The 21,816-nt window shown below is 61.4% G+C and carries 20 protein-coding genes and 1 tRNA gene; 6 read left to right on the top strand and 15 right to left on the bottom strand.

Features of this window, described 5'->3' with window-relative positions; all coding sequences use genetic code 11:
* Positions 1-44: 44 nt before the first annotated feature.
* The 4 genes from WM40_RS01120 to WM40_RS01105 all read right to left on the bottom strand — a co-directional run bounded on the left by WM40_RS01120 (position 45) and on the right by WM40_RS01105 (position 4,321).
* Positions 45-121: transfer RNA gene (locus tag WM40_RS01120), tRNA-Gln, on the bottom strand.
* A 204-nt stretch (positions 122-325) separates the two neighbouring features.
* The gene (gene ispE, locus WM40_RS01115; protein WP_036008386.1) at positions 326-1,207 is read right to left on the bottom strand and encodes a 4-(cytidine 5'-diphospho)-2-C-methyl-D-erythritol kinase; all 882 of its coding nucleotides are present in this window, start codon (positions 1,205-1,207) and stop codon (positions 326-328) included.
* 217 nt (positions 1,208-1,424) lie between these two features.
* Positions 1,425-2,198 (bottom strand): lipoprotein insertase outer membrane protein LolB, encoded by a 774-nt coding sequence (gene lolB, locus WM40_RS01110; protein WP_024902515.1) that lies wholly within the window; start codon positions 2,196-2,198, stop codon positions 1,425-1,427.
* The gene (locus tag WM40_RS01105) at positions 2,195-4,321 is read right to left on the bottom strand and encodes a tetratricopeptide repeat protein (RefSeq protein ID WP_162199022.1); all 2,127 of its coding nucleotides are present in this window, start codon (positions 4,319-4,321) and stop codon (positions 2,195-2,197) included. Before WM40_RS01105 ends, lolB begins: the two co-directional genes overlap by 4 nt.
* 247 nt (positions 4,322-4,568) lie before the next feature.
* Between WM40_RS01105 and mutM the strand changes: the two genes are divergently transcribed.
* Together mutM and mutY are read left to right on the top strand one after the other, a co-directional pair.
* Positions 4,569-5,399: a bifunctional DNA-formamidopyrimidine glycosylase/DNA-(apurinic or apyrimidinic site) lyase gene (gene mutM / locus WM40_RS01100; protein ID WP_024902517.1), complete on the top strand. Its 831-nt coding sequence runs from the start codon at positions 4,569-4,571 to the stop codon at positions 5,397-5,399.
* 106 nt (positions 5,400-5,505) lie between these two features.
* Complete coding sequence (gene mutY, locus WM40_RS01095) at positions 5,506-6,699, top strand: A/G-specific adenine glycosylase (protein WP_236693331.1); 1,194 nt, start codon at positions 5,506-5,508, stop codon at positions 6,697-6,699.
* A gap of 104 nt (positions 6,700-6,803) precedes the next feature.
* Here mutY and WM40_RS01090 read toward each other — a convergent pair whose 3' ends face one another.
* The 11 genes from WM40_RS01090 to WM40_RS01035 form a co-directional block, all read right to left on the bottom strand.
* Positions 6,804-7,445 carry an LON peptidase substrate-binding domain-containing protein gene (locus WM40_RS01090; RefSeq protein ID WP_176025930.1) on the bottom strand — a complete coding sequence of 214 codons (642 nt, stop codon included), beginning with the start codon at positions 7,443-7,445 and terminating at the stop codon, positions 6,804-6,806.
* Positions 7,442-8,404, bottom strand: a complete 963-nt coding sequence (gene rapZ / locus WM40_RS01085) for an RNase adapter RapZ (protein ID WP_046152003.1) — start codon at positions 8,402-8,404, stop codon at positions 7,442-7,444. The genes WM40_RS01090 and rapZ overlap by 4 nt, the downstream gene beginning before the upstream one ends.
* A 200-nt stretch (positions 8,405-8,604) precedes the next feature.
* Positions 8,605-9,573, bottom strand: coding sequence for an HPr(Ser) kinase/phosphatase (hprK, locus tag WM40_RS01080; RefSeq protein ID WP_024902521.1), 969 nt, complete (start codon positions 9,571-9,573; stop codon positions 8,605-8,607).
* 33 nt (positions 9,574-9,606) lie between these two features.
* The gene (gene ptsN / locus WM40_RS01075) at positions 9,607-10,062 is read right to left on the bottom strand and encodes a PTS IIA-like nitrogen regulatory protein PtsN (RefSeq protein WP_024902522.1); all 456 of its coding nucleotides are present in this window, start codon (positions 10,060-10,062) and stop codon (positions 9,607-9,609) included.
* 404 nt (positions 10,063-10,466) lie between these two features.
* Positions 10,467-10,832: a ribosome hibernation-promoting factor, HPF/YfiA family gene (gene hpf / locus WM40_RS01065; protein WP_024902524.1), complete on the bottom strand. Its 366-nt coding sequence runs from the start codon at positions 10,830-10,832 to the stop codon at positions 10,467-10,469.
* Positions 10,833-10,991: 159 nt separating this feature from the next.
* Positions 10,992-12,536: an RNA polymerase factor sigma-54 gene (locus WM40_RS01060; protein ID WP_046152002.1), complete on the bottom strand. Its 1,545-nt coding sequence runs from the start codon at positions 12,534-12,536 to the stop codon at positions 10,992-10,994.
* A 174-nt stretch (positions 12,537-12,710) separates the two neighbouring features.
* Positions 12,711-13,532: an LPS export ABC transporter ATP-binding protein gene (lptB, locus tag WM40_RS01055; protein WP_024902526.1), complete on the bottom strand. Its 822-nt coding sequence runs from the start codon at positions 13,530-13,532 to the stop codon at positions 12,711-12,713.
* Positions 13,529-14,266 (bottom strand): lipopolysaccharide transport periplasmic protein LptA, encoded by a 738-nt coding sequence (gene lptA, locus WM40_RS01050; RefSeq protein WP_082102379.1) that lies wholly within the window; start codon positions 14,264-14,266, stop codon positions 13,529-13,531. Before lptA ends, lptB begins: the two co-directional genes overlap by 4 nt.
* A gap of 23 nt (positions 14,267-14,289) precedes the next feature.
* The gene (gene lptC / locus WM40_RS01045; RefSeq protein WP_081764819.1) at positions 14,290-14,964 is read right to left on the bottom strand and encodes an LPS export ABC transporter periplasmic protein LptC; all 675 of its coding nucleotides are present in this window, start codon (positions 14,962-14,964) and stop codon (positions 14,290-14,292) included.
* Positions 14,965-14,968: 4 nt separating this feature from the next.
* A complete protein-coding gene (locus WM40_RS01040) occupies positions 14,969-15,457 on the bottom strand; it encodes a KdsC family phosphatase (RefSeq protein ID WP_046151998.1) in 489 nt (162 codons plus the stop codon).
* A 95-nt stretch (positions 15,458-15,552) separates the two neighbouring features.
* The gene (locus WM40_RS01035; RefSeq protein WP_024902529.1) at positions 15,553-16,536 is read right to left on the bottom strand and encodes a KpsF/GutQ family sugar-phosphate isomerase; all 984 of its coding nucleotides are present in this window, start codon (positions 16,534-16,536) and stop codon (positions 15,553-15,555) included.
* A gap of 454 nt (positions 16,537-16,990) precedes the next feature.
* On the opposite strand from WM40_RS01035, the gene WM40_RS01025 reads away from it, so the two are divergent.
* The 4 genes from WM40_RS01025 to purU all read left to right on the top strand — a co-directional run bounded on the left by WM40_RS01025 (position 16,991) and on the right by purU (position 21,639).
* Positions 16,991-18,982 carry a monovalent cation:proton antiporter-2 (CPA2) family protein gene (locus WM40_RS01025; protein WP_024902530.1) on the top strand — a complete coding sequence of 664 codons (1,992 nt, stop codon included), beginning with the start codon at positions 16,991-16,993 and terminating at the stop codon, positions 18,980-18,982.
* Between the two features lie 114 nt (positions 18,983-19,096).
* Positions 19,097-19,678, top strand: coding sequence for an adenine phosphoribosyltransferase (locus WM40_RS01020; RefSeq protein ID WP_236693330.1), 582 nt, complete (start codon positions 19,097-19,099; stop codon positions 19,676-19,678).
* 49 nt (positions 19,679-19,727) lie between these two features.
* Positions 19,728-20,720 carry an NUDIX hydrolase gene (locus tag WM40_RS01015; protein WP_081764820.1) on the top strand — a complete coding sequence of 331 codons (993 nt, stop codon included), beginning with the start codon at positions 19,728-19,730 and terminating at the stop codon, positions 20,718-20,720.
* 49 nt (positions 20,721-20,769) lie between these two features.
* The gene (gene purU, locus WM40_RS01010; protein ID WP_024902533.1) at positions 20,770-21,639 is read left to right on the top strand and encodes a formyltetrahydrofolate deformylase; all 870 of its coding nucleotides are present in this window, start codon (positions 20,770-20,772) and stop codon (positions 21,637-21,639) included.
* Positions 21,640-21,816 lie beyond the last annotated feature (177 nt).

The raw sequence follows: 21,816 nt of genomic DNA, 5'->3' as shown, positions 1-21,816 counted from the left end.
TTTTTATAATGACTGCCGCCATCGCTCGATGGGAAGAATTCTTTTGGCAGGGGAGGAAGGACTCGAACCCTCGCATGCCGGAATCAAAATCCGGTGCCTTGACCAACTTGGCGACTCCCCTACGTACTGCTGCCGGCGCGATGCCGGTTACCGCTTTATCGAGACATCGCCTACACAACCACGCTGTTCGACTCGTTCTTTCAAGTGCTTCCGAAGTCGCGTTTGCGTTCGTTCGGATCACTCAAGAGCCCTGCATTATAGGTGGGTTTTTCCTACCCGTCCAGCGTTTTCGCCAGATTTTCTCAAACACCGTACTACGCAAGGTTCATCCTGCCAAGAGCGGATGTCGTGCAATGCCCGGCGCCACCACACTGAACCAGGAAGCGTACGGCAATCGCGCTTGTGCATCCTGTGCGGCCTGTTGGCTGGCGAACGCTGCAAAGACGCTTGCGCCAGATCCGGACATCCGCGCCGGCGCAAAAGCAGACAACCAGACTCTTGCTTCCTCGACCATCGCGAATTGCTTTTCCACGGCAGCTTGCATGTCGTTCGCGCCGAACCCGAAGACTTCGGTGGCGCTGGCGCCCGCAGCAGCGTCTGGAAAGTCCGCAATTGTGATGACTTTCGTGTCCCTTGTCAAATAAGGCGAGGAAAATATTGCCGCTGTGGAGGCATGTGCCGGGGGCGTGACGATCAGGAACCAGGCATCCGGGGTCCGCACCGGTTGCAGTACCTCACCCACGCCTTCGGCAAAGGCGGTTCTGCCATACACAAAGAAGGGAACGTCGGCCCCCAACGCCAACCCGAGTGTCTGCAGTGCTTCCCGGGATTCCGACAGTGCCCAGAGTCGATTCAAGGCAAGCAGGGTCGTGGCGGCGTCCGAACTGCCCCCACCCAGGCCAGCGCCCATCGGAACACGCTTCTCGACGACGATGTCGACGCCGTGGCGGGTCCCGGAATGCGCTTGCAGCAATCGTGCGGCACGCACCGTCAGATCCATTTCCGGATCAACACCGGGCAGCGGCGTCAACAGGCGGACATTCCCGTCGTCACGCCGCGCGAAGTGCAACGTGTCGCCCCAATTCACCATTTGAAACACGGTCTGCAACAGGTGATACCCGTCGGCGCGCCTGCCGGTGATGTGCAGGAACAGGTTCAGCTTCGCTGGTGCAAGGCAGTCCGTCAACGCGGGTGCGCCGGAAGGCAACAAGGCGCGAAGCGCTGCGTCGGGTGAAGTGATATCGGTGGCGGAGCCTGAAGGGCGCGAAGTCGATAGCGGCGGCGTGGTCATGTTGAAACGGCAAGGGACATAATAAAACGCGGTGACGAACGCGGCGGGAAGCAGGTTCCGCCGACGTCGTCTGCCAGGCCCGGAACACGGATGAGCGTCGGCGCGCGGCGCGATCCGTGGCCGGACGTCTTGATCAAGGATTCAACACGAGCCGGACATCAAGTGGTGCATCCTTGGGGGCGTCAATGCGCGTCAAGTTCATGAGGCGCACTCGCCCCGCCGACGCCGTGGCGGGGCCGGACGTGGACACGTCATTCGATGCCGATGCCGCGCGGGTCGACGCCGACGCGTCGGCCGAACGGTCGGCGAACGCGAGATAGTCGATACGCCAACCGTCCTGAACGATCCGCGTGATCCGGCCTTGCGCATCGCGTGTCAGCGTCGCATGCGTTTCCGGCGCCGGGGTGTTCTTCAGCCAGTATCGCATTCCGGAAACGGGCAAGGGGAAACCGAGGGCGCCACGCATCAGGTCCTCGACGTTATTCGCGGTGCGAGGCGCCTGATTCGGCAATTCGAGCGTGGCTTGCGTGGGGGTGCTGCCGACGATGGCCAGCGTGCTGCCCAGCGGGCTTCGCAGTGACAATGTCACCTCGTCGCCTTGTTCGAGCCAGTCGAAATTACCGTAGGCGCTCTGAATGTGTTGGTTCTGATCGGCATATCGCACCGAGAAGCGGCCTTGATATGCGTCGCGCATCGTTGCCTGTCCGGTTTCGGACGTCTTTTCGCGCTGTGGTGTTTGCTGGGTGGCGCACCCCCCGAGCAATGTCACCGCAGCGAGGCAGGTCACGGTGCAATGGAACGCCAGACGCCGGGTCGGCCACGGTTTCCGACGCTGCACGTCAAGGACGACAGCGCCGCTGCCCTCGACGTCCGGCCGTCGACGGTCATGCAGGGGCGCGCACTTCATTCGATGGTGACCTTCAGGCGGGACATCACGTTCAGCAACGTGTCATTGGTCGGATCGAGCTGTTGCGCCGAGCGCAGCACCTGACGCGCGTCGTCCTGCTTGCCCTGACTCCACAGCACCTCGGCCAGATGGGCACCGATTTCCGCGTTTGGCTGGATCTGGTAAGCGCGGCGCAAAAGGGTGACAGCCTGATCCTTGTCACCCAGCTTGTACTTGACCCAGCCGGCGCTGTCGGTGATGTAGGCATCGCCCGGTGCCAGCGACATCGCTTTCTGGATCAACTTGTCGGCTTCCTCCAGCCGTATGCCACGGTCCGCGAGCGAATAACCCAAGGCGTTATAGGCCTGCGCATTGGTGGGATCGAGGGCGATAACGCGCCGCAACTGTGTTTCCATCAGCTGATAGTGGGCGTTGCGTTCGGCCGCCATCGCATAGTCGTAAGCCAGGTCCGGGTCCGTCGGCGCCAGTGGGATCAGCGCGGCCAATCGTTGCTCCGCCTGGTCGTACTTGCCAGCCTGCATCAGGACGCTGGCATCGGCGCGACCCAAGGTGAGGGCTTCCGCGCCGGTACGCGGCTGCACGTTCGACAGCAACGCATCGGCTTGGTCGTAATGCTTTTGCTGGACCAGCAATTCGGCGCGGCCGATCTGCGCAGGCACGTACTGCGTGCTGTTGAGATCCACCTTTCGCAACCAGGCATCGGCGGCGGAGTAGTCCTTGCGCTCCGCGGCGATTTGCGCCAGATACAGATACGCCGGCCCCCCGTCGATATGACGGGCCACCAGCCCGTTGGCCGTGCCGCCGCTGGCTGTGCTGGCGCTCTGCGCCGCTGCATTCAACCTGGCTGCCTGATCTGCGTACTGCGTGAAATATTTCTCGGCGTCCGCCTGCTGCTTGAGTTGCATGCTGAGCAAGCCCAGCGCGAACAGCGGCGCGGGGTCCGACGGGTTCGCGCGATGCAGCGTCTCAAATTGCTTGCGCGCCGGATCGATCTGATTGTCCGCCAGGTACAGCTGGGCCAGCAGGAAACGCGCCTCGCGATCCTTCTGGTGCTGCTGTACATAGCCGGAGACCGATGCAATCGCGTCGTGCCGTGCGTCGGCGCCCATTTGTGCAAGCAATAACGCCGCCGGCGCATAATCGGGCTTCAGTGTCAGCGCCGCGTTGAATGACTTTCGTGCGCCGGGCTGGTCATCCGACAGCAATTGCTGCCGCCCGATGGCGGTAGGGGCTTCCGGCCGGCTCATATCGTCTTGCAGCAATTCACGCAGGACGCGAATGCCGCCGATATGATCCGGGCCTCGGCCAATCAGGTCTTGCAGCGACAGAATCGCCGCACCGCGATCCGCATCGGACACGGCGGCCAACTGGCGCGCAAGCAATGGCTTGGCTTCATCCAGATAGCCGTTCAGCACGAGCAGCGTCGCATCGAATTGCGCCGCTTGTTCGGAGTGGGGGGCATATTGGCGCCACAGGCGCGCGGCGGTCAACGCATCGCTCGGGCTTTGCACGCTCACGGCGATTTCCGCCGCGCGTTGCGCCATGCGCGGGTCCTGCGTTGAACGGGCCAGGGACAGGTAGGTCTGATACGCCGGCGCGGGCTGACCGCGCTGCAACGCGACTTCGGCGGCGAGCACCTGGAACACGATCTGGCTCGTCAGTTCGCGATTGGGGAGGTCGATCGTGTCTTCCGATGGCAGGGTGCGGCCATTCGGCATCATGACCGCCGCCGCCCGCGTCGATATCGCGGTGCCGGTGGGCATGGGCGTAACGGACGGGTCGTCGCCATCGTCATCCCCGTCCGGTGCTGCTTGCGCCGGCGCACCGGACGAGGGCGCCGTATTTCCCTGCGCCAGCATCAGCCCGGCATGCGACGGGCGCGTGACGGTTGCGCCGTCGGCGGCGAACGCGGCATGCGACGTCAAGCCACCCAATGCAGCGGCGGATACCGCCGTCACGACGGCGGCACGCACCAAAGCGACGATCCGGCGTACGGCGAAGGCCCCGGCTGTATGCGTGGGCGCTGTTGGCATCCTGGTGATGCGCGCGCTACCGTGCAGCCCGCGTTGGTGGACGGGGGCAGCCTGCGGCGCTGCGATGTGCTCGGCGGACAATAGGGACATGGACAGTGCATCCTGATGCGTCGTTCGCTCCGGACGCGATAAACGGGCGGGTGTGGCGAAAGAGTGGTTCATAAGTTCCGGGCTGCGGTTTCCTTGATTGTATCGCGACCGCTACGTTTAGACCCGCCGCTACATCCAATCGCTTGCGAAATGCCCATTTCTGAAAGTTCCAGGCGCAGACATCGTCGGGATGGCGGTGGTACATTGACGGACCGTTGTCCGGACAGGGCGCCCGCTGCCGCTGATCATGCCTGAATTACCTGAAATAGAAGTGACCCGGCGCGGCATCGCGCCTTATGTCGAGTCGCGCCGCGTGCGTGCGGTGCATGCACGTGCCCCGGCCTTGCGCTGGCCGATTCCCACCGAACTGCCAGACGCGATGCGTGGACGCGTCATCACTTCGGTAACGCGTCGGGGTAAATATCTGTTGCTCGAATCCGATGCCGGATGGCTGATCCTGCACTTGGGGATGAGCGGTTCACTCCGCGTGCTGCAAGGCGAGGACCGCCACCTGGCGCCTGGACGGCATGATCATCTGGACGTCGTGTTTGATGACGCGGTGCTGCGGTTACGCGACCCGCGCCGTTTCGGCGCCGCCTTGTGGCACCCGCGCGCGGCGGGCGATGTCCTCGCGCATCCCTTGCTGGTCTCCCTGGGTGTCGAGCCATTCTCCGATGCGTTTTCCGGCGCCTTGCTGTTCGCGCGTACCCGTGGGCGGTCGATGGCAGTCAAACAGGCGTTGCTGGCCGGCACGATCGTCGTCGGCGTGGGGAATATCTATGCCTCCGAGTCGCTGTTTCGGGCCGGTATTCGCCCAACCACCGCTGCAGGCAGAATATCGCGTCAACGCTATGATCTGCTTGCGGAGCGGATTCGCGAAGTTCTCGGCGAGGCGATCGAGCAGGGGGGCAGCACGCTGCGCGACTTCATCGGCAGCGATGGGGCCAGCGGGTATTTCCAGATGGCGCATGCGGTGTATGATCGCGACGGCCAACCGTGCCGCGTCTGCCTGCTGCCGATCAGGAAGATCGTGCAGGGGCAGCGCTCCACGTTCTTCTGCCCGCGGTGCCAGCACTGATTCGTATCGATCCGAGGCGTGCCCCATGCGGATACCGACGTCGCGCACCGCGTGTTTCCGAAACAGGTAGCCCTGGCGCTGCCATTGAACCGTCCTGTGGGTCCTCGTGGTTTCACTGATCGCAAAAGACACTTTCGCGCCGCGCCTGATCGCGTGGCAACGGCAGCACGGCCGGCATGACCTGCCTTGGCAGACCGATGACGCCTATCGCGTCTGGCTCTCCGAGATCATGCTGCAGCAAACACAAGTGGCCACCGTCATTCCGTACTATGCCCGCTTCACCGCGCGCTTCCCGGACGTGCATGCATTGGCCGCCGCGCCGGAGGACGAGGTCATGGCGCTATGGGCCGGGCTGGGCTATTACTCGCGTGCGCGAAATTTGCATCGGTGCGCGAAAGACGTGGTGGCGCGCTTTGACGGTCGCTTCCCGGACAATATTGCCGAGCTGGTCACGCTGCCCGGTATCGGTCGCTCGACTGCCGCTGCCATTGCCGCCTTTGCCTATGGCGCGCATGAGACGATTCTCGATGGCAATGTCAAGCGTGTCTTGGCGCGCGTGTTCGGTATCGAGGGCTTTCCCGGCGAAAAGCGCATCGAGATCGCAATGTGGCTGCTTGCCGAGTCATTGTTGCCGAAACCTTCCGGGTCGACCGGCTCGGCAAAATCACGTGCGACGATGAAGGCCTATACGCAAGGCCTGATGGACCTGGGCGCCACGTTGTGCGTTCGTGCGAACCCGTTGTGCGAACGGTGTCCGTTCAACGACGATTGTGTCGCCCGATCCACCGGTCGTCAGAAGGATTTGCCCACCCGCAAGCCGCCGAAGGTCATTCCGCAACGGGAGACGACGATGCTGGTATTCGATAGCGGTACGCATCTGCTGTTGTATCGGCGACCGCCGAACGGTATCTGGGGAGGATTATGGAGTCTGCCGGAGGTATCGGATCAGGCGCAGGCTCGCACCTTGGCGCGTGAGTACGGTGCCGATTGGTCCGCGACTTCCTCGCTGGCGCCATTCACGCATCAGTTCACGCACTTCCGTCTGACGATTACGCCGCTGCACCTGCCCTGCGCGGAACCACAAGGTGGGCCATTGCCCTTGTTGTCCACGGCGTCCGCGCCGAAGCCGCGCGCCGCGGCGACATCATCGGCACGCAAAGCGTTGGAAGTCGATATCGACCCTGCCGCGTCAGCGGACAGTGCGCCGGTGGAATGGGTGGCATGGACGGCCCTGGATCAATACGGCCTTCCGGCACCGGTGCGCAAATTGCTGGATGGCATGCACGGTGCCTTGTTGTAGCAACGGGACGAACCGGCGGCGATAGCGCGCAAGACCGCCCGTCTTGGCAGGCTTTCACGCGGTCAAAAGCGCTTGCCGCGTGACCGGGCTTGGCAGCCAGGACACTACAACATCTGGTGTCGCATCATGTACTGATGAACCAGTTCTAGGCGTGTACCCGCATCGTCGAGTTCCATCAATTGCTGGCGTGCGCGTATCGAAATAGGGAGCACTTCGGAGAGTCTATTCGCGACCCAGCTCGCATCGTCGAGGCGAAACGGCTCCAGAAACGGTATATGGTTGGGATCACGCTCTTTGACGTTATCGATAATGCGGCTCAGCGCTTCGGAACACGATGCAAGCCGCATCCGATGCGCGTCCGAATCATCCTCGACGGTGTCGTCACCAAGCGGCTCGGCAACCGCGCGAAGCAATCCATCTTTTTCGACGTGCGTCGATATCACCCTGAACCGCTGCGAACCGCGGCACCGCAGTAGCAGCACACCCAACTGCTGCACATCGCAATTAACGATCTGGGCAAGGCAGCCGATGGGCTCCGGCTCCGGCTGGTCGCCTCCCGGCAGTGACACTTCGCTGCCGCTCTTCAACAGGCAGACGCCGAACGGCGCGTCACGACGCAGGCAATCCCGCGCCATATCGAGGTATCGCGCCTCGAACACCCGCAACGACAGCAGGCCTTCCGGGAAAAGCACGGTTCCCAATGGGAAAAGAGGCAGGTCGGACAACAGCGTTGCCATGATCGTCACCGTCCGGTGGAGGCGCCGGCCAGGTATGCCGGCGCGATTTCACGATGCCGCAGAATCACGCGCTCGACGCCGCCGAAACGCTCGGCCAATGTCTTAGAGATAAAGACCGAGCGGTGTTGGCCGCCAGTGCATCCAATCGCCACCGTCAGGTAACTGCGATTGTCGCCCCGGATAGCGGGTAGCCAGGTTTCGACAAAATGCGCGATGTCGTCAATCATCCGATGGACTTCCGGAATGGCGTTCAGATAATCGATCACCGGCTTGTCGAGGCCGGTCAGCGGGCGCAGCGCAAGATCGTAATAGGGGTTGGGCAGCATGCGCACGTCGAACACATAGTCGGCGTCAAGCGGCAGCCCTTTCTTGAAACCGAAGGACTGGAACATGACGGTCAAGCCTTCGTTCTGGTGTTCGGCAAACGTGCGAACCCAAGCACGGAGCGTATTCGCGCGGAGATTGCTGGTGTCGATCTGATGCCCAAGACTTGCCAGCGGCGCGACCAGCGTGCGTTCGCGTTCGATCGCATCGGCCAGGGAGGTATCGGCAACACTCGACACCCCGTCCGGCGACGATGGCAGGCCGCCGGCCGCGGACAACGGATGGCGCCGCCGTGTTTCGGAATATCGCGCGATCAGCGCCTGGGTGCTTGCGTTCAGGAACAGCACGCGGACGGTATGACCGTCGGCACGCAAGTGGGTAATGATGGCGTTGATATCGGCTACGGACGGTGCGCCTGCGTCGCGGGCGGTTATCCCTTCCATTTTGGCCATTGCCACCGCGCCAGGCCGTGCATCGATGGCAACGGCAAGCCGTGTGCAGCCATCGCGATGCAATTCATCGGCGAGATCTTGCAGGAAGCGCGGACGAAGATTCTCGACGCAGTAATAGCCTACGTCTTCGAGCGCGTTCAACGCGACCGATTTGCCCGACCCGGAAATACCGGTGATGAGAATGATCCGCATGGCGGCAGCTGTACTAACCCAAGTCGCCCAGATGTTGCGGCATACCGTGTCGGCATGCGCCGGTGGCACTGCGCGCGTTGGCGACGTCTGCTGAATCGAATCAGTTGCCGCGCGCCGCGCCACCGTCTGGATAAGCAGACGATGAACCGGTTCATACCGGCGATTGCAGCCATCATAGCACTGTCGTCACTGCCTGCGCGTCAGATCATTTTTCCAGGAAACTGACTGTCCGGTTCTTGCATGGCCAGCCTTTGCCGATCCATGAAATCATGCAGCGTGTCGATGCCGCGCAGCTTCAGGATCGTATTGCGGACGGCCGCCTCCACCAACACCGCCAGGTTTCGGCCCGCCGCTACCTGCAAATTCACTTTCGGAATCGGCAGGCCGAGGACGTCGAGCGTCTGTGCATCGATAGGCAGGCGGTGGAATTCCCCGTCCGGCCGCCGCACCAGATTGACGATCAATTTCAGCTTCATCTTCCGGCGAACAGCGGTTTCGCCGAAGATCGTCTTGATGTCGAGCAGACCCAGCCCGCGGACTTCAAGCAGATTCTGCAGTAGCGGCGGGCAGCGTCCTTCGATGTAATCGGGGCCCAGGCGTACGAAATCGACGGCATCATCTGCCACCAGCCCATTGCCCCGGCTGATCAACTCGAGTCCCAGCTCGCTTTTGCCTAGTCCTGAATCGCCTGTCAGCAACACACCGAGACCGAGAATATCGAGGAAAACGCCGTGCATCGTCGCGCGCGGCGCAAGGATGCGGGACATATACAGTCGCAGGCTGTCGATGACGGCGGCCGACGAAAGCGGTGTCGTGAAAACGGGCGTCGAGGACCGTGTGCAGCGCAGGATCAACTCGTCCGGCACCTCGCCAGTCCCCGCGATCACTAGAAACGGCGGTTCGAGCGCGATCAGCTTGGCGATGTCGTGCGAGCGGTCCTCGTCGGACTGGCGTTGGTAATAGGCCAGCTCGGCGTCCCCCAGCACTTGGATCCGGTTGGGATGGATCACGTTCAAGTGTCCTACCAAATCCGCGCTCGACGTCGCGCTCTCGACCGTTTCCGGAGAGAAACCGCGCTCCCAGCCTTCATGGCCGGTCAGCCAGCTGAGTTTCAATTCGGCGGCGTTATCGTCGAAGATGCTTTGCGCATTGATGCTCGACGTGTCCATCAGGCGGAAAACTCCACGCGAAGAAGAGGAGGGTCAGTTATGCCACTGCGTCAGGACACGATGAACGTGCAGCGGGTCGGATTCCGCGGCAAGCATTTCGCGTGTGTCGCGGTCCGACAGCAACTGGGCGATTTCGGACAAAATTTCCAGATGTTGCTGCGTGGCCTGTTCCGGCACTAATAGGAAAATCAGCAACGAGACAGGCTGGCCGTCCGGTGAGTCGAACGGCACCGGCGTATCCAGCCGCATGAATGCGGCAAGCGGTTGCTTGAGTCCCTTTATGCGGCCGTGCGGAATGGCGACGCCTTCCCCCAGGCCGGTGGACCCCAACCGCTCACGTGCAAAAAGGTTGTCAGTGACGGTGCTGCGCGCGATGCCATGCTGGTTCTCGAAGATCAGACCCGCCTGCTCGAACACGCGTTTCTTGCTCGTGACACTGACGCCGAGTTGTACGTTTTCCGGCGCTAACAGTTTGGCTAAACGATTCATGTTGAAAAGCAGGCATCCGCCGCTAGCGCTTTGTGCGCACGCTAACGTCATGCCGAGCCGAATTTCCCCGTGATGAACTTCCTATTATAGAGCACGTGCTTTCGTTATTGCGGCATTGTTGCGCGCGTCAAATGAAACCACACAATGGCATGATGCGGGCAAAACACATTGCAAACAACAAAGCCGGTGGCATGACCACCGGCTTTGATACCAGATGCGACACGAAGCGCGGTGCGGTAACGCGTAACCGGCACGCAGCCGAGCCGTTGTACGGCCTGGAAAGGGCGCATACGCCCGCGACTATATCGACATCGTAACGATTCCTTACCGCCACTTTCCCGATCCGGACACATGTGCCACGGCATCAACGGGATTATTGCGTGGTACTCACCACGCCGTGGCGCTTATTGCATTGCTTGCACTTCAGCCTGCGCCGCATCCACCGCGACGTACTTCAGCGCCTCGCGCTCATGGCCTTGCAGCCGGTCCTTGTGGCGCAGTACCTGGCGGTCGAGTTTGTCGACCAGAAGATCGATCGCCGCGTACAAGTCTCCGTCGGCACTTTCGACGTAGATGTCGCGTTTCTTGACCGTCAGCGTGATTTCGGCGCGTTGCCGTTTTTCCTTTTCCCGATGGTTGTCTACTGTCAGCAGCACATTCACGGCGATTACCTGATCATAGTGCCGTAGCACCTTGTCGAGTTTGTTCATCACATACTCGCGCAAGGCGGGCGTAACATCGAGATGGTGTCCACTGATGGTCAGATTCATTGCTGCTTCTCCCATGCTGGGGCCGGAGGATCGCCGTGCAGCGTAGGCTGTTCAGTCGATCGCGGCCGGTACAAACCCGGCGCAACATGCGACGGGCTACTACACCCTCGCTGCGAGCCACCGGCCGCAGCCTTGCTGGGCAACGGCTGGGACGGGAACCTACAGCGACTTTCGGAGGTTGACAGCAGGAATGCGAAGCGCTTCGCGGTACTTGGCAACCGTGCGTCGTGCGACGACGAAACCTTGTTCGGCGAGAAGTTCGGCGATCCGGCTGTCCGATAGCGGAGATTTCGGGTCTTCTGCTCCTATCAATTGCTTGATCAGTGCACGTATCGCTGTGGATGAGGCCGAGCCGCCGGTATCCGTTGAGATATGCGACCCGAAGAAAAACTTGAATTCGAGCGTCCCGGACGGCGTCAGCATGTACTTACCTGTGGTGACGCGCGATACCGTCGACTCGTGTAAACCTAGCGTATCAGCAATCTCGCGCAAAACCAAGGGACGCATGGCGATTTCGCCATGGGCAAAAAAATTCTTCTGCCTTTCCACGATAGCTTGCGCCACACGCAAAATTGTATCGAAACGCTGCTGAATATTTTTGATCAGCCAACGTGCTTCCTGAAGTTGCTGACGCAATGAACCACTGCCGGGATCGCCCCGGTTATTGCGCAGGATATTGGCATACAGATTGTTGATCCGGAGTTTCGGTACGACTTCGGGATTCAACTCGGCGATCCAGCCCTGGCCGGTCTTACGAACAAGCACGTCCGGGACCACGTAGTCTGCTTCCGCGCTACTATAGGCCGCGCCCGGGAAGGGTTCGAGCGAACGAATCAATTGATGCGCTTCTCGCAGCGCGTCGTCGTCGACCTTCAACTGGCGCCGCAGCCGCGTAAAATCTCGCGCCGCCAGCAATTCGAGATGATGATTGACGATCTCGATCGCCAGTGTCCGCGTCGCGCTTGGTTCATGCCTGCGCAATTGCAGCGCCAGGCATTCCGACGGCGAACGTGCCCCTACACCAGGGGGGTCGAAGCTTTGCAGCAACGTCAACGCATTGGTCAAATCATCGAGATCAACACCGCTGTCTTCGGACAATTCATCGATGATTTCGTCCAGCGTGGTCGTCAGATAGCCGGCGTCATCGATCGACTCGATCAGGAAAGTTACCAAGGCCCGGTCGCGTGCATCCGTACGGGTCAGTGCGAGCTGGCTGTTCAGATAATCGCGCAGGTTCGTGGGGACTTCCTCGAGCTGCATCGGTGGCAAGTCATCATCGTCGTTGCCGGCGCTATTGCCACCCGAGGGACCGCGCGCGTAGTCGTCGAGACTCCAGGTCGGGCCGTCGTCGCTACTGTCGCGCGCCGGCTCGTCACGTCGTTCGCCGTCGTTGCCGCCATCGCCACGCGCATCCGCCCCGGCGCCGCCGTCCACGGCACCGTCGCCGTCCCGCCGATCCGCCCCGCGCGCGCCATCGTTGGAAGCGGCCGTACCGGCGCTCGATGCCAATGATCCATCACTGGCGACGCGCAACGACTTGCCGCCCCAATCGTCATCGCTCTCGAGCAATGGATTCTGGGCGACAGCGGTGGCAACTTCCTGTTGCAATTCCAGCGTCGACAGTTGCAGCAATCGAATGGATTGCTGCAACTGCGGCGTGAGCGCGAGGTGTTGAGAGAGGCGTAACTGGAGGCTGGCTTTCATAATATCGCCAACCATTGTAGTGGCTTTGCTGACGCGGCGAAACCACTAGATTGCGTTTGATACGTAACATGGCCCGGTAATTGCAGCGCGCCCCGGGCAACGTAGGTCGACCGGGGCGCGGGAATGTAGAAAAAGCGATGTGACGCGGTTGACGGATCGGTTTTTGGCCGTGTATTACATCCGGAAATGTTCGCCGAGGTACACCCGCCGCACGTTTTCGTTGGCGATGATGTCGGACGGCGCGCCTGCGGCGAGGACATGCCCGTCGCTGATGATGTAGGCGTGATCGCAGATACCCAGGGTTTCGCGTACATTGTGATCGGTGATCAGTACGCCGATATTGCGGCTTTTCAGAAACCTTACGATCTTCTGGATCTCGATCACCGCGATCGGGTCGACGCCGGCGAACGGCTCATCCAGCAGAATGAAACCGGGATCGGTCGCGAGTGCCCGTGCGATTTCCACGCGTCGCCGTTCGCCACCAGACAAGGACAGTGCCGGATTTTGACGCAGATGCGCAATCTGCAATTCTTCGAGGAGCGCCGTGGTCCTGTCTCCCAGTTCCTGGCGCGACAATTTGCGGCCGTCCGGGTGATGCTGCAATTCCAGCACCGCGCGGATATTCTGCTCCACGCTCAACTTTCGGAACACGGACGCTTCCTGGGGCAGATACGACAGGCCCAGCTTTGCGCGCAGGTGAATCGGCAGCTTCGAGATAACCTCGTCGTTCAGCTCGATTTGCCCAGCGTCCAATGGCACCAGACCAACGATCATATAGAACGATGTCGTTTTGCCCGCGCCGTTCGGACCAAGCAGACCGACGACCTCGCCACTTGATACGTCCAGGGACACGTCCTTGACGACGGTACGCGCACCATAGCGTTTTTCCAGGTTGCGCACTTTCAGCGTGCGGCGCTCGCCGGCATGCTGCAATAATCCGCTGCTTTCGTGCGCTGTCGCCTGGTCGTTCATTGCTGCGATGACCGTGTCCGTCATTGTGCATCCTCCAACTGACGCGCGGGTTCCAGCGGCGTGGCGCCCGATGTGGTGGATGCGCCGTCCGTCGCCGCCGGCGACAGGTTGCTTCGCGCCTTGCCTGTCGTGGCGGGGGGCGGCGTTACGTCGCTGCCATCGCTCGGCGTCAACACGGCGCCGCCCGACGTATTGGTCGTCGGTGCGATCATGCCACGCACGCGACCACCGGGCGTACCCGTCTTTGTGCCGCCATTCGATTGCGCCGTGTAATAGCCCGTCTGACCATCGTAGCGGATGACACTGCCGTGTACCTCGTCGATAGGCGTGGTCAGACCTGACAGGCGTCGCGCGACGGCCTGGCCAGTCAGTGTCGAGACGTCGTTCTTGCCGTCATAGTCGATACGCTTGCCCTGTCCCTCGAAGTATTCATTGACCCCATCGCGCTTCTCCCGGATGTAGGCGAGCCCCTTGTCGGACGTGGCCGTGGCGTAGGAATAGCCTTCCGGGTCCTGGTGAATTTCAGCCCGGTCGCCGCGAACGATGATCGTACCTTTCGTCAGTTCGACATTGCCGGTCAGGATGGTCGTCTGTTTCAGGTCGTCGTAGGAGAGATGGTCAGCCGAATAGACCAGCGGCTTGTTCTTGTCCGCTTGCTCGGCATGCACGGTCGACGTGATCAACCCGCTCAACAGGGCTGTGATCGTTGCCAGCGCGGCCGTCACGCGCCGCGCGAGGATACGAGGCTCTTGATACATGAATGTCATCTGGTCGTTCTAATTCAGCGCGACCCGCCGTTCAATTCCTGTGCCGCGATGGAACCGCGTACATTACCGAACAATTGGGCCGCGCGGGTCGTGTTGATATATGTCATGCCTTGCGTGGACGTCGCAACCGACGGGCCGCGGGTCAGCTTGACGGGTTTTTCTGTCCGAATCGTGTCGTCGTTCACCAGTACTTCGAAATGAGATGAATCGGCTTCCATTGGCGGGTCCGCGGGCCCTGGTGCACGGACGATCTTCGCATCATCGTACAGGTTCACGATGGAGCCATCGCTATTGACCACGCCCCATTTGGACGTGGCGGTGATGATCGGCGAGCCCGGCTTGAACGAGCGCAACGCGGGCTCGGTCAGGAAGCTCGTCTGGTCGTCTTCAAAATGCTTCATCGTTTTCGCATTGAGCCGGTACTGGACGTTGCCGGTATCGTCCAGCATCGTCACGGATAGGTCGTTGCCAAAATAATCCGGCGTATGTTCAAGCTTCTTCGTGACCGTTTCTTCAGCAGGGCGCAGCGATGTCTGAAGCACCCAGTACGTCCCGGCAGCCAGAATCGCCATGATGATGATCGGCAGGAACGGCGCGACGCGCTGTGTCCATTTCACCTGATGCGCACGGCGCGGGCTGGGTGGCGGTGGCGGGGTGGGCGTGCCGCCGGCGGAAGCGCTGGAAGTCATCACATCAGCTCCGGCATTGCTGTGCCAGCAGCGCGTCGTAATGTCCGGTGGCCCGCAGGATCAGATCGCACACTTCCCGTACCGCACCCTCGCCGCCACGCGCTTGCGTCACGACATGCACACGTGCCTTGACGTCCGTGTGCGCGTTCGCCGGCGCGCAGGCAAGACCGACACGGCATAGCACCGGCAGATCCGGCCAGTCATCGCCCATGTAGCCGATGTGCATGTCTTGTAACTGCAATTCGGCCCGCAGCGCCGCCAGGACATCGTCTTTTTGCTTGACGCCCTGGAATACGCGCGTGATGCCGAGTTCGCGCGCCCGGGAGGACACGATGCCGGACTCCCGGCCCGTGATGATGGCTACCTCGATGCCACACCGGGCCAACTGCTTGACGCCATGGCCATCGAGCGTATGGAACGCCTTCAGCATTTCACCATCGGCCCCGTAGTAAATCTCGCCGCTGGTGAATACGCCGTCTATGTCGAACGCCATCAACCGGATACCGGCGGCGCGGCGTGCCACGTCGTCGGCGTCGAATGGCGCAGGAAGCGGCGCTGCCGCATTGGCGAGGGCGGTCTGCCGGGTCATCAGATTACCTTCGCGCGGAAGAGGTCATGCAGATTCAACGCACCAACCAACGTGCCGGCGGGTTCGACCACCAGAATCTGGGTGACGCGGTGTTTTTCCATCTGGCTGGCGGCTTCGCTTGCCAGATGATCCGGCGCGATGACTCTCGGCGATGGTGTCATCACATCGCGGATCGGCAGCATATCCAGATTCGAATGGCTCTTCAGCACGCGCCTCAGGTCACCGTCCGTGAAGACGCCGATCAATTTGTCGCCAGCCTCGGTCACCGCGGTCATGCCCAGCCCTTTCGCCGTGATTTCGAACAAGGCGTCATGAACGCTCGCGCCTGCCGAAACACGGGGGACGGCGTCACCGACGCGCATGATGTCGCGAACGTATGTCAGCAGGCGACGACCCAGGGCGCCTCCAGGGTGCGACCGTGCGAAATCTTCAGGGCCAAAACCGCGTGCGTCCAGGACCGCGCAGGCCAGCGCGTCACCGAGGGCCAACGCGGCGACGGCGCTGGCGGTGGGCGCGAGATTCATCGGACACGCTTCTTTTGTGATATGCCCGTCGAGATGCGCATCGGCTAATCGCGCCAGGCTGGACTGCGGATTGCCGGTGATAGCGATCAAGCCGGTATCCATGCGTTTCACCAGCGGCATGATCCGGAGCAACTCATCGGTCTCGCCGGAATACGAAATCACGAGAAACACGTCGTCCGCGGTAATCATGCCGAGATCGCCGTGAACCGCCTCGGCCGGGTGGACGAAGAATGCCGGCGTGCCGGTACTCGCCAATGTGGCCGCGACCTTGCGCGCGATATGGCCGGACTTGCCGATGCCGGAGACGACCACCCGTCCGCGGCAAGCCAGCAGCAACTGGACCGCGTCGACGAATTGCACATCCAGACGCTCCGCGACGCCGCGCACGGCGTCCGCTTCGATGGCCAGGACGTTGCGTGCCAATGACATGGCACGGTCTTGATTGATTTTCGCTATCATTCGCGGAGTATAACAAAAGGCCTGTAATCGGGTATTTCGGGCGCCCGCCGGGAAACGCATTTCCGTTACCGTTCTGTGACGGAACATTACCGGCCGACGACGGAAGGGCACGCGTCGATCTGCCATCGAATTCAGCCTGTTGCAGGCGCTTCCCCGTGGTGAATGTTGGTAGGAAGCGACAGTGTTGTCACAAGATGATGCTATTTTCGAGGTGGTTACCTTTCCTCTTCGAGAGATATGCCGTGCTTGCGGCATCGCCGTTCTGTTTTCTCCTGTTCTTTGCCCGCTGCGCCACCTTATGCCTGATGCCGGATGCCGGATGCCGTGGGCGCCGCGCATGCCTGCCGCCGATGTGTACCGGACCGATCCGGTTCCGTATGGCGACGCTTGACATATTCGATGCGCTCACCGTAGTGCCCGTTCTTACCTGACTTTCCACGAGCAAGACCTGACGATGACGACACCGCTGGAGCTGACCTTGATGCTGTTGCTGGCTGCCGTAGCCGGCGTGGTCCTGTTCCGCAGCTTGAACCTGCCGCCGATGCTGGGGTATTTGACCGTCGGCATTCTGGTGGGACCGCATGCGTTGGGCATTGCGTCCGATGCGTCGCGTGTTGAATATCTGGCCGAGTTCGGGGTTGTCTTCCTGATGTTCTCGATCGGTCTCGAATTTTCGCTGTCACGATTGCGTGCGATGCGTCGCATCGTTTTCGGCTTGGGCGTGGCGCAGGTGGTGGGTACGATCGCCGCGTCGATGCTGGCAGGCGCGGCTATTAATGCGTTCGCGCATTTCAGTTGGCAATCGTCTTTTGCCCTGGGCGCGGCACTGGCAATGTCGTCCACGGCGATCGTCAGCAAGATGCTCGCGGAGAAGCTGGAACTGGAGTCCGAACACGGGCGAAGGATCATTGGCGTCCTGTTATTCCAGGATCTCGCGGTGGTGCCTTTGCTGATCATCCTCGCCGCGCTCGGCCAGAATGCACGGGATCTGGCGGTTTCGCTCGGGCTGGCCGCGGTGAAGATCGGGGTCGCACTGTCGTTGCTGTTGTGGCTCGGACAGCCGTTGATGCGTTTCTGGCTGACGTTGGTCGCGCGTCGCCGTTCGCAGGAACTGTTCATGCTGAACCTGCTGCTGGTGACGCTGGGCGGTGCTTTCCTGACCGAGGAACTGGGTCTGTCGATGGCGCTCGGCGCGTTCATTGCCGGCATGCTGATTGCGGAGACGCAGTATCGGCATCAGGTGGAAGAGGACATCAAGCCGTTCCGCGATGTGCTCCTCGGGCTGTTTTTCATCACCACCGGCATGCTGCTGGACCCGATGATCGTCTGGCACCATCCGATTGCCGTCCTCGTGCTGTTTGTCGTGCCGATGGCGTTGAAGTTGGCGTTGATCACGGGTCTGTCGCGGCTTTTCGGTGCAACGCCCGGTGTCGCGTTGCGTACCGGGTTGGGCCTCGCGCAGGCCGGCGAGTTCGGTTTTGTCCTGATGAACCTGATCAATGACAAGCACCTGCTGGACCCGGTGACCAGCGAGGTGATTCTTGCAGCCATGCTGTTATCGATGATCGCTGCGCCGTTTCTCTTGCAGAACATGAATCGGATCGTGATGCGCGTGTCCTCCAGCGAATGGCTGGTGCAATCGTTGCAGATGACGAAGATCGCCACGCAGAGCATGAAGAACAGCGGTCATGTGATCATCTGCGGTTATGGTCGCTCCGGGCAGAATCTGGCGCGCATGTTGGAACAGGAGGGCGTCGACTACGTCGCGCTCGATCTGGACCCGGATCGCGTAAACGCCGCCGCGTCCGCCGGGGAATCGGTCGTGTTCGGTGATGCCTCCCGGCATGAGGCGCTCACCGCCGCCGGCCTGCAACGCGCCGCGGCGGTGGCCATCACGTATGCGAATGTATCGTCGGCATTGCGGGTGCTGGCGCATGTGCAGGAGTTGAATCCAGGGTTGCCGGTGATCGTACGTACCATCGACGACGCGGCATTCGACAAGCTGACGGCCGCCGGCGCGACCGAAGTGATTCCCGAAATCGTCGAGGGCAGTCTGATGCTGGCGTCGCACACGCTCGTGGTGGTGGGGGTGCCGATGCGGCGTGTGCTGCGGCGCGTGGAACAGATGCGCGACGATCGCTATGGCCTGCTGCGTGGCTATTTTCGGGGTGCCGATGATCCCGACGATGAGAACGAGGACGAGCAGGTCAGGCTACAATCCGTCAAAATCGAACCGCATGCCGATGCGGTGGGCCGGACGCTGGGCGATTTGCGCCTGCGCGAGATCGGTGTGGAAGTAACGGCCATCCGGCGTCGCGGCATTCGGGGAGGGGAGCCGGATGCCGCGGCCAAGGTGATGATAAACGACGTGCTGGTGCTGCGCGGCACGCCTTTGGCCCTGTCGGAGGCGGAGGAAAGGCTGCTCCGCGTGAGCGCCCGCGTGTAGTCCTGTTTGCCGCGCCCGCCGTGCGATGTGGCGCGATCGCGCGGCAGACCAGGGTGGCGGGGCAGGACTGCACGTCAAACGACCTGTCGGCCGACGAATCAACAAGGGTATCCAGTGGATTTTTCAACAAAGACGTTGCCGGCTCCCGGTGATCGGGAGGCCGTCGCCGCCTATCTGCGCGCGCGTGTCAGGACTGTTCCCGACTGGCCGTCGCCAGGTGTGCAATTTCGTGACATCACGCCATTACTGGCCTCCGCCGCGACGATGAACGTCATTGTCTCGGCGTTTGCCGCCCGCTACCAAGAGCAGCGCATCGCGCACTTTGCCGGACTTGAGGCGAGAGGGTTCATCCTCGCGCCACTGCTCGCCCATGCCTTGGGCGCGGGCTTTATTCCATTGCGCAAGCAAGGAAAACTGCCTTACAAGAAGATAAGCGAATCGTACAAGCTCGAATATGGCGAGGCAACGCTGGAAGCCCACATCGATGCGTGCCAGCCTGGCGATCGGGTCGTATTGGTGGACGATTTGATCGCGACGGGCGGTACGTTGCTGGCCGGGCGGGCGTTGTTGCAGCGCCTGGGCGCCGAGGTGGTCGAAGGGGCGGCATTGATCGATTTGCCCGAGTTGGGAGGATCGACGCTGCTGCGTAATGCCGGGTTGCCGTTGTTCACGCTATGTACGTTTGAAGGACATTGATCGGGTGCTCCCGGCAAACCTGGCTTCGCGACCTATGGGGATGGGCGGCATGAATATATCGGACAATACATTGGACGCGGCGCGGGAGCGGTTGACGGGCGGCCCGACGGGTGCGCCGGCATGCATCGCGGACGCGCGTTACTTCGATCCGAGCCGTTTCTGGCGATTCGAGATCAACGGTGTCCGCGTGGGCTGGGTTCGTCACGATGACGTCGCGCGTCTGGCGCGCTGGCCAGGGTATTTCGCTTTCGTGCCGGGGCGGCGTGCGATCGACGGCGGCGCTGAACCGACGCGCGGTGCGGACGAAGGGGGCGCCGTCTTTGACAATACGCAAGGCGCGGGGGTCGTGATGCTGGCGCCGTCGCTTGCCGACGAGCCTGCGCGCACGCGTGCGCTGGGCGAGGTCATTGCCACCTTGCGCGACGACGGCCGAATCACGGGTTGGCGTGACGAGATTTTCGCGATCCGCAATACGTTCGATGATCCGCCGCTGGCATTCATCGAGCGGGCCGCGTCGCGGTTCTTCGGCACGATGACGTATGCGGTACATGTCAACGGGGTGCAAGGAACGCTAGCCGACGAAGCGGGTATGTCGATGTGGATTGCACGGCGCAGCAACGCGAAGGCCGTTGATCCAGGGAGGCTGGACAATTTGGTGGGCGGCGGCATCCCGTGGGGCTGCAGTATTGCCGAGGCCCTGGTCAAGGAGTGCTGGGAGGAGTCGGGTATCGCCGCCGCATTGGCGGCCACCGCAACGCCTGGTGGCATACTTCACGTCTTGACCGAAATCGACCAGGGCGTGCAAGCCGAGCAACTGTTCGTTTTCGATCTGGCGTTGCCGTATGATTTCGTGCCGCATGCCGAGGATGGCGAAGTGGCGGAGCATCTTCATGTCACGCTTGCCGATGTGCTCCTTGCTATCGCACGCGGCGAGATGACGATGGATGCCAGCATCGCCACGCTGGATTGTGCGTTGCGTCGGGGCTGGATCACGGCGCAGCACGCAATGGGATTCGGTGCGCTTTATAGCGCGCCACTATGATACGTTTCAATTTAATCAAGCAATAGTAGAGAGTTGAGGGAAGCATCCTATGTCAGCGCGCCACGATTACATATTGACGCTGGGTTGCCAGGACCGCCCGGGCATCATTCACGCCGTGACAGGGTTCCTGTTCGAGCGTGGCGCCAACGTGCTGGATTCCGCGCAATTCGGCGATGCACACACCGGGCGTTTTTTCATGCGTGTGCACTTCGAGGAGATTGGCGTGGAGGCCGGGCATGCATTGTTGCTGCAGGCGTTCGCGCCGCTTGCCGAGCGTTTTGGCATGCAATGGGAACTGCATGCGATGGCGCACAAACCGCGGGTCATGTTGATGGTGTCGAAGATCGGGCATTGCTTGAACGATTTGCTGTTTCGCTATCGGACCGGTCAACTACCGATCGAGATTCCGGCAATCGTGTCGAATCACAAGGACTTCTACCAGTTGGCGGCGTCGTACGATATTCCGTTTTATCACTTCCCGCTGATGAACGCGACGCCGGAAGGAAAGGCGGCGCAGGAAGCGCGGATCATCGAGGTGCTTGAAGAACAGCAGATCGACCTGGTGGTGTTGGCGCGATACATGCAGATTTTATCGCCGGCACTCTGCGAGAAACTCACCGGGCGGGCCATCAATATCCACCACTCGTTCCTTCCCAGCTTCAAAGGTGCGCGGCCGTATTTCCAGGCGTTTGACCGGGGTGTGAAACTGATCGGCGCAACCGCGCATTATGTAACGACGGATCTGGACGAGGGCCCGATCATCGAGCAAGGCGTGGAACGTGTCGATCACAGCATGAACGCGGAACAACTGACCGCGATCGGTCGCGACGTCGAATGCGTGACCCTGGCACGCGCCGTCAAATGGCACGTCGAGCACCGCGTGCTGATCAATGGGCATAAGACGATCATATTTTCGTAGCAGCACGGCAATCGGCCGCAGCGGTTGATGGCCGTAAGCGCATTATTTCCACCGAAATCGTCCATTCGATCGCCTGCCTTTTGACGCGGCTCGATTCGATTGCCTGACAGCGTTTGGCGGATTGCCGGATGTTGGCCGTGTTCGACCCCGTGGGGCCAAGGTACGCCTGCTTGAACG

The organism is Robbsia andropogonis (genome assembly GCF_000970345.1).
In the GTDB taxonomy this organism is placed as follows: domain Bacteria; phylum Pseudomonadota; class Gammaproteobacteria; order Burkholderiales; family Burkholderiaceae; genus Robbsia; species Robbsia andropogonis.
The sequence above is the reverse complement of the archived record's forward strand: the minus strand, read 5'-3'. Positions and strand labels throughout refer to the sequence as shown.

Excerpts from the sequence above, each read along its gene's own strand:
- lolB (WP_024902515.1), bottom strand. The coding sequence starts at position 2,198 with ATGAAGTGCGCGCCCCTGCATGACCGTCGACGGCCGGACGTCGAGGGC.
- WM40_RS01105 (WP_162199022.1), bottom strand. The coding sequence starts at position 4,321 with ATGTCCCTATTGTCCGCCGAGCACATCGCAGCGCCGCAGGCTGCCCCC.
- mutM (WP_024902517.1), top strand. The coding sequence starts at position 4,569 with ATGCCTGAATTACCTGAAATAGAAGTGACCCGGCGCGGCATCGCGCCT.
- rapZ (WP_046152003.1), bottom strand. The coding sequence starts at position 8,404 with ATGCGGATCATTCTCATCACCGGTATTTCCGGGTCGGGCAAATCGGTC.
- hprK (WP_024902521.1), bottom strand. The coding sequence starts at position 9,573 with ATGGACACGTCGAGCATCAATGCGCAAAGCATCTTCGACGATAACGCC.
- ptsN (WP_024902522.1), bottom strand. The coding sequence starts at position 10,062 with ATGAATCGTTTAGCCAAACTGTTAGCGCCGGAAAACGTACAACTCGGC.
- hpf (WP_024902524.1), bottom strand. The coding sequence starts at position 10,832 with ATGAATCTGACCATCAGTGGACACCATCTCGATGTTACGCCCGCCTTG.
- WM40_RS01060 (WP_046152002.1), bottom strand. The coding sequence starts at position 12,536 with ATGAAAGCCAGCCTCCAGTTACGCCTCTCTCAACACCTCGCGCTCACG.
- lptB (WP_024902526.1), bottom strand. The coding sequence starts at position 13,532 with ATGACGGACACGGTCATCGCAGCAATGAACGACCAGGCGACAGCGCAC.
- lptA (WP_082102379.1), bottom strand. The coding sequence starts at position 14,266 with ATGTATCAAGAGCCTCGTATCCTCGCGCGGCGCGTGACGGCCGCGCTG.
- lptC (WP_081764819.1), bottom strand. The coding sequence starts at position 14,964 with ATGACTTCCAGCGCTTCCGCCGGCGGCACGCCCACCCCGCCACCGCCA.
- WM40_RS01040 (WP_046151998.1), bottom strand. The coding sequence starts at position 15,457 with ATGGCGTTCGACATAGACGGCGTATTCACCAGCGGCGAGATTTACTAC.
- WM40_RS01035 (WP_024902529.1), bottom strand. The coding sequence starts at position 16,536 with ATGATAGCGAAAATCAATCAAGACCGTGCCATGTCATTGGCACGCAAC.
- WM40_RS01025 (WP_024902530.1), top strand. The coding sequence starts at position 16,991 with ATGACGACACCGCTGGAGCTGACCTTGATGCTGTTGCTGGCTGCCGTA.
- WM40_RS01015 (WP_081764820.1), top strand. The coding sequence starts at position 19,728 with ATGAATATATCGGACAATACATTGGACGCGGCGCGGGAGCGGTTGACG.
- purU (WP_024902533.1), top strand. The coding sequence starts at position 20,770 with ATGTCAGCGCGCCACGATTACATATTGACGCTGGGTTGCCAGGACCGC.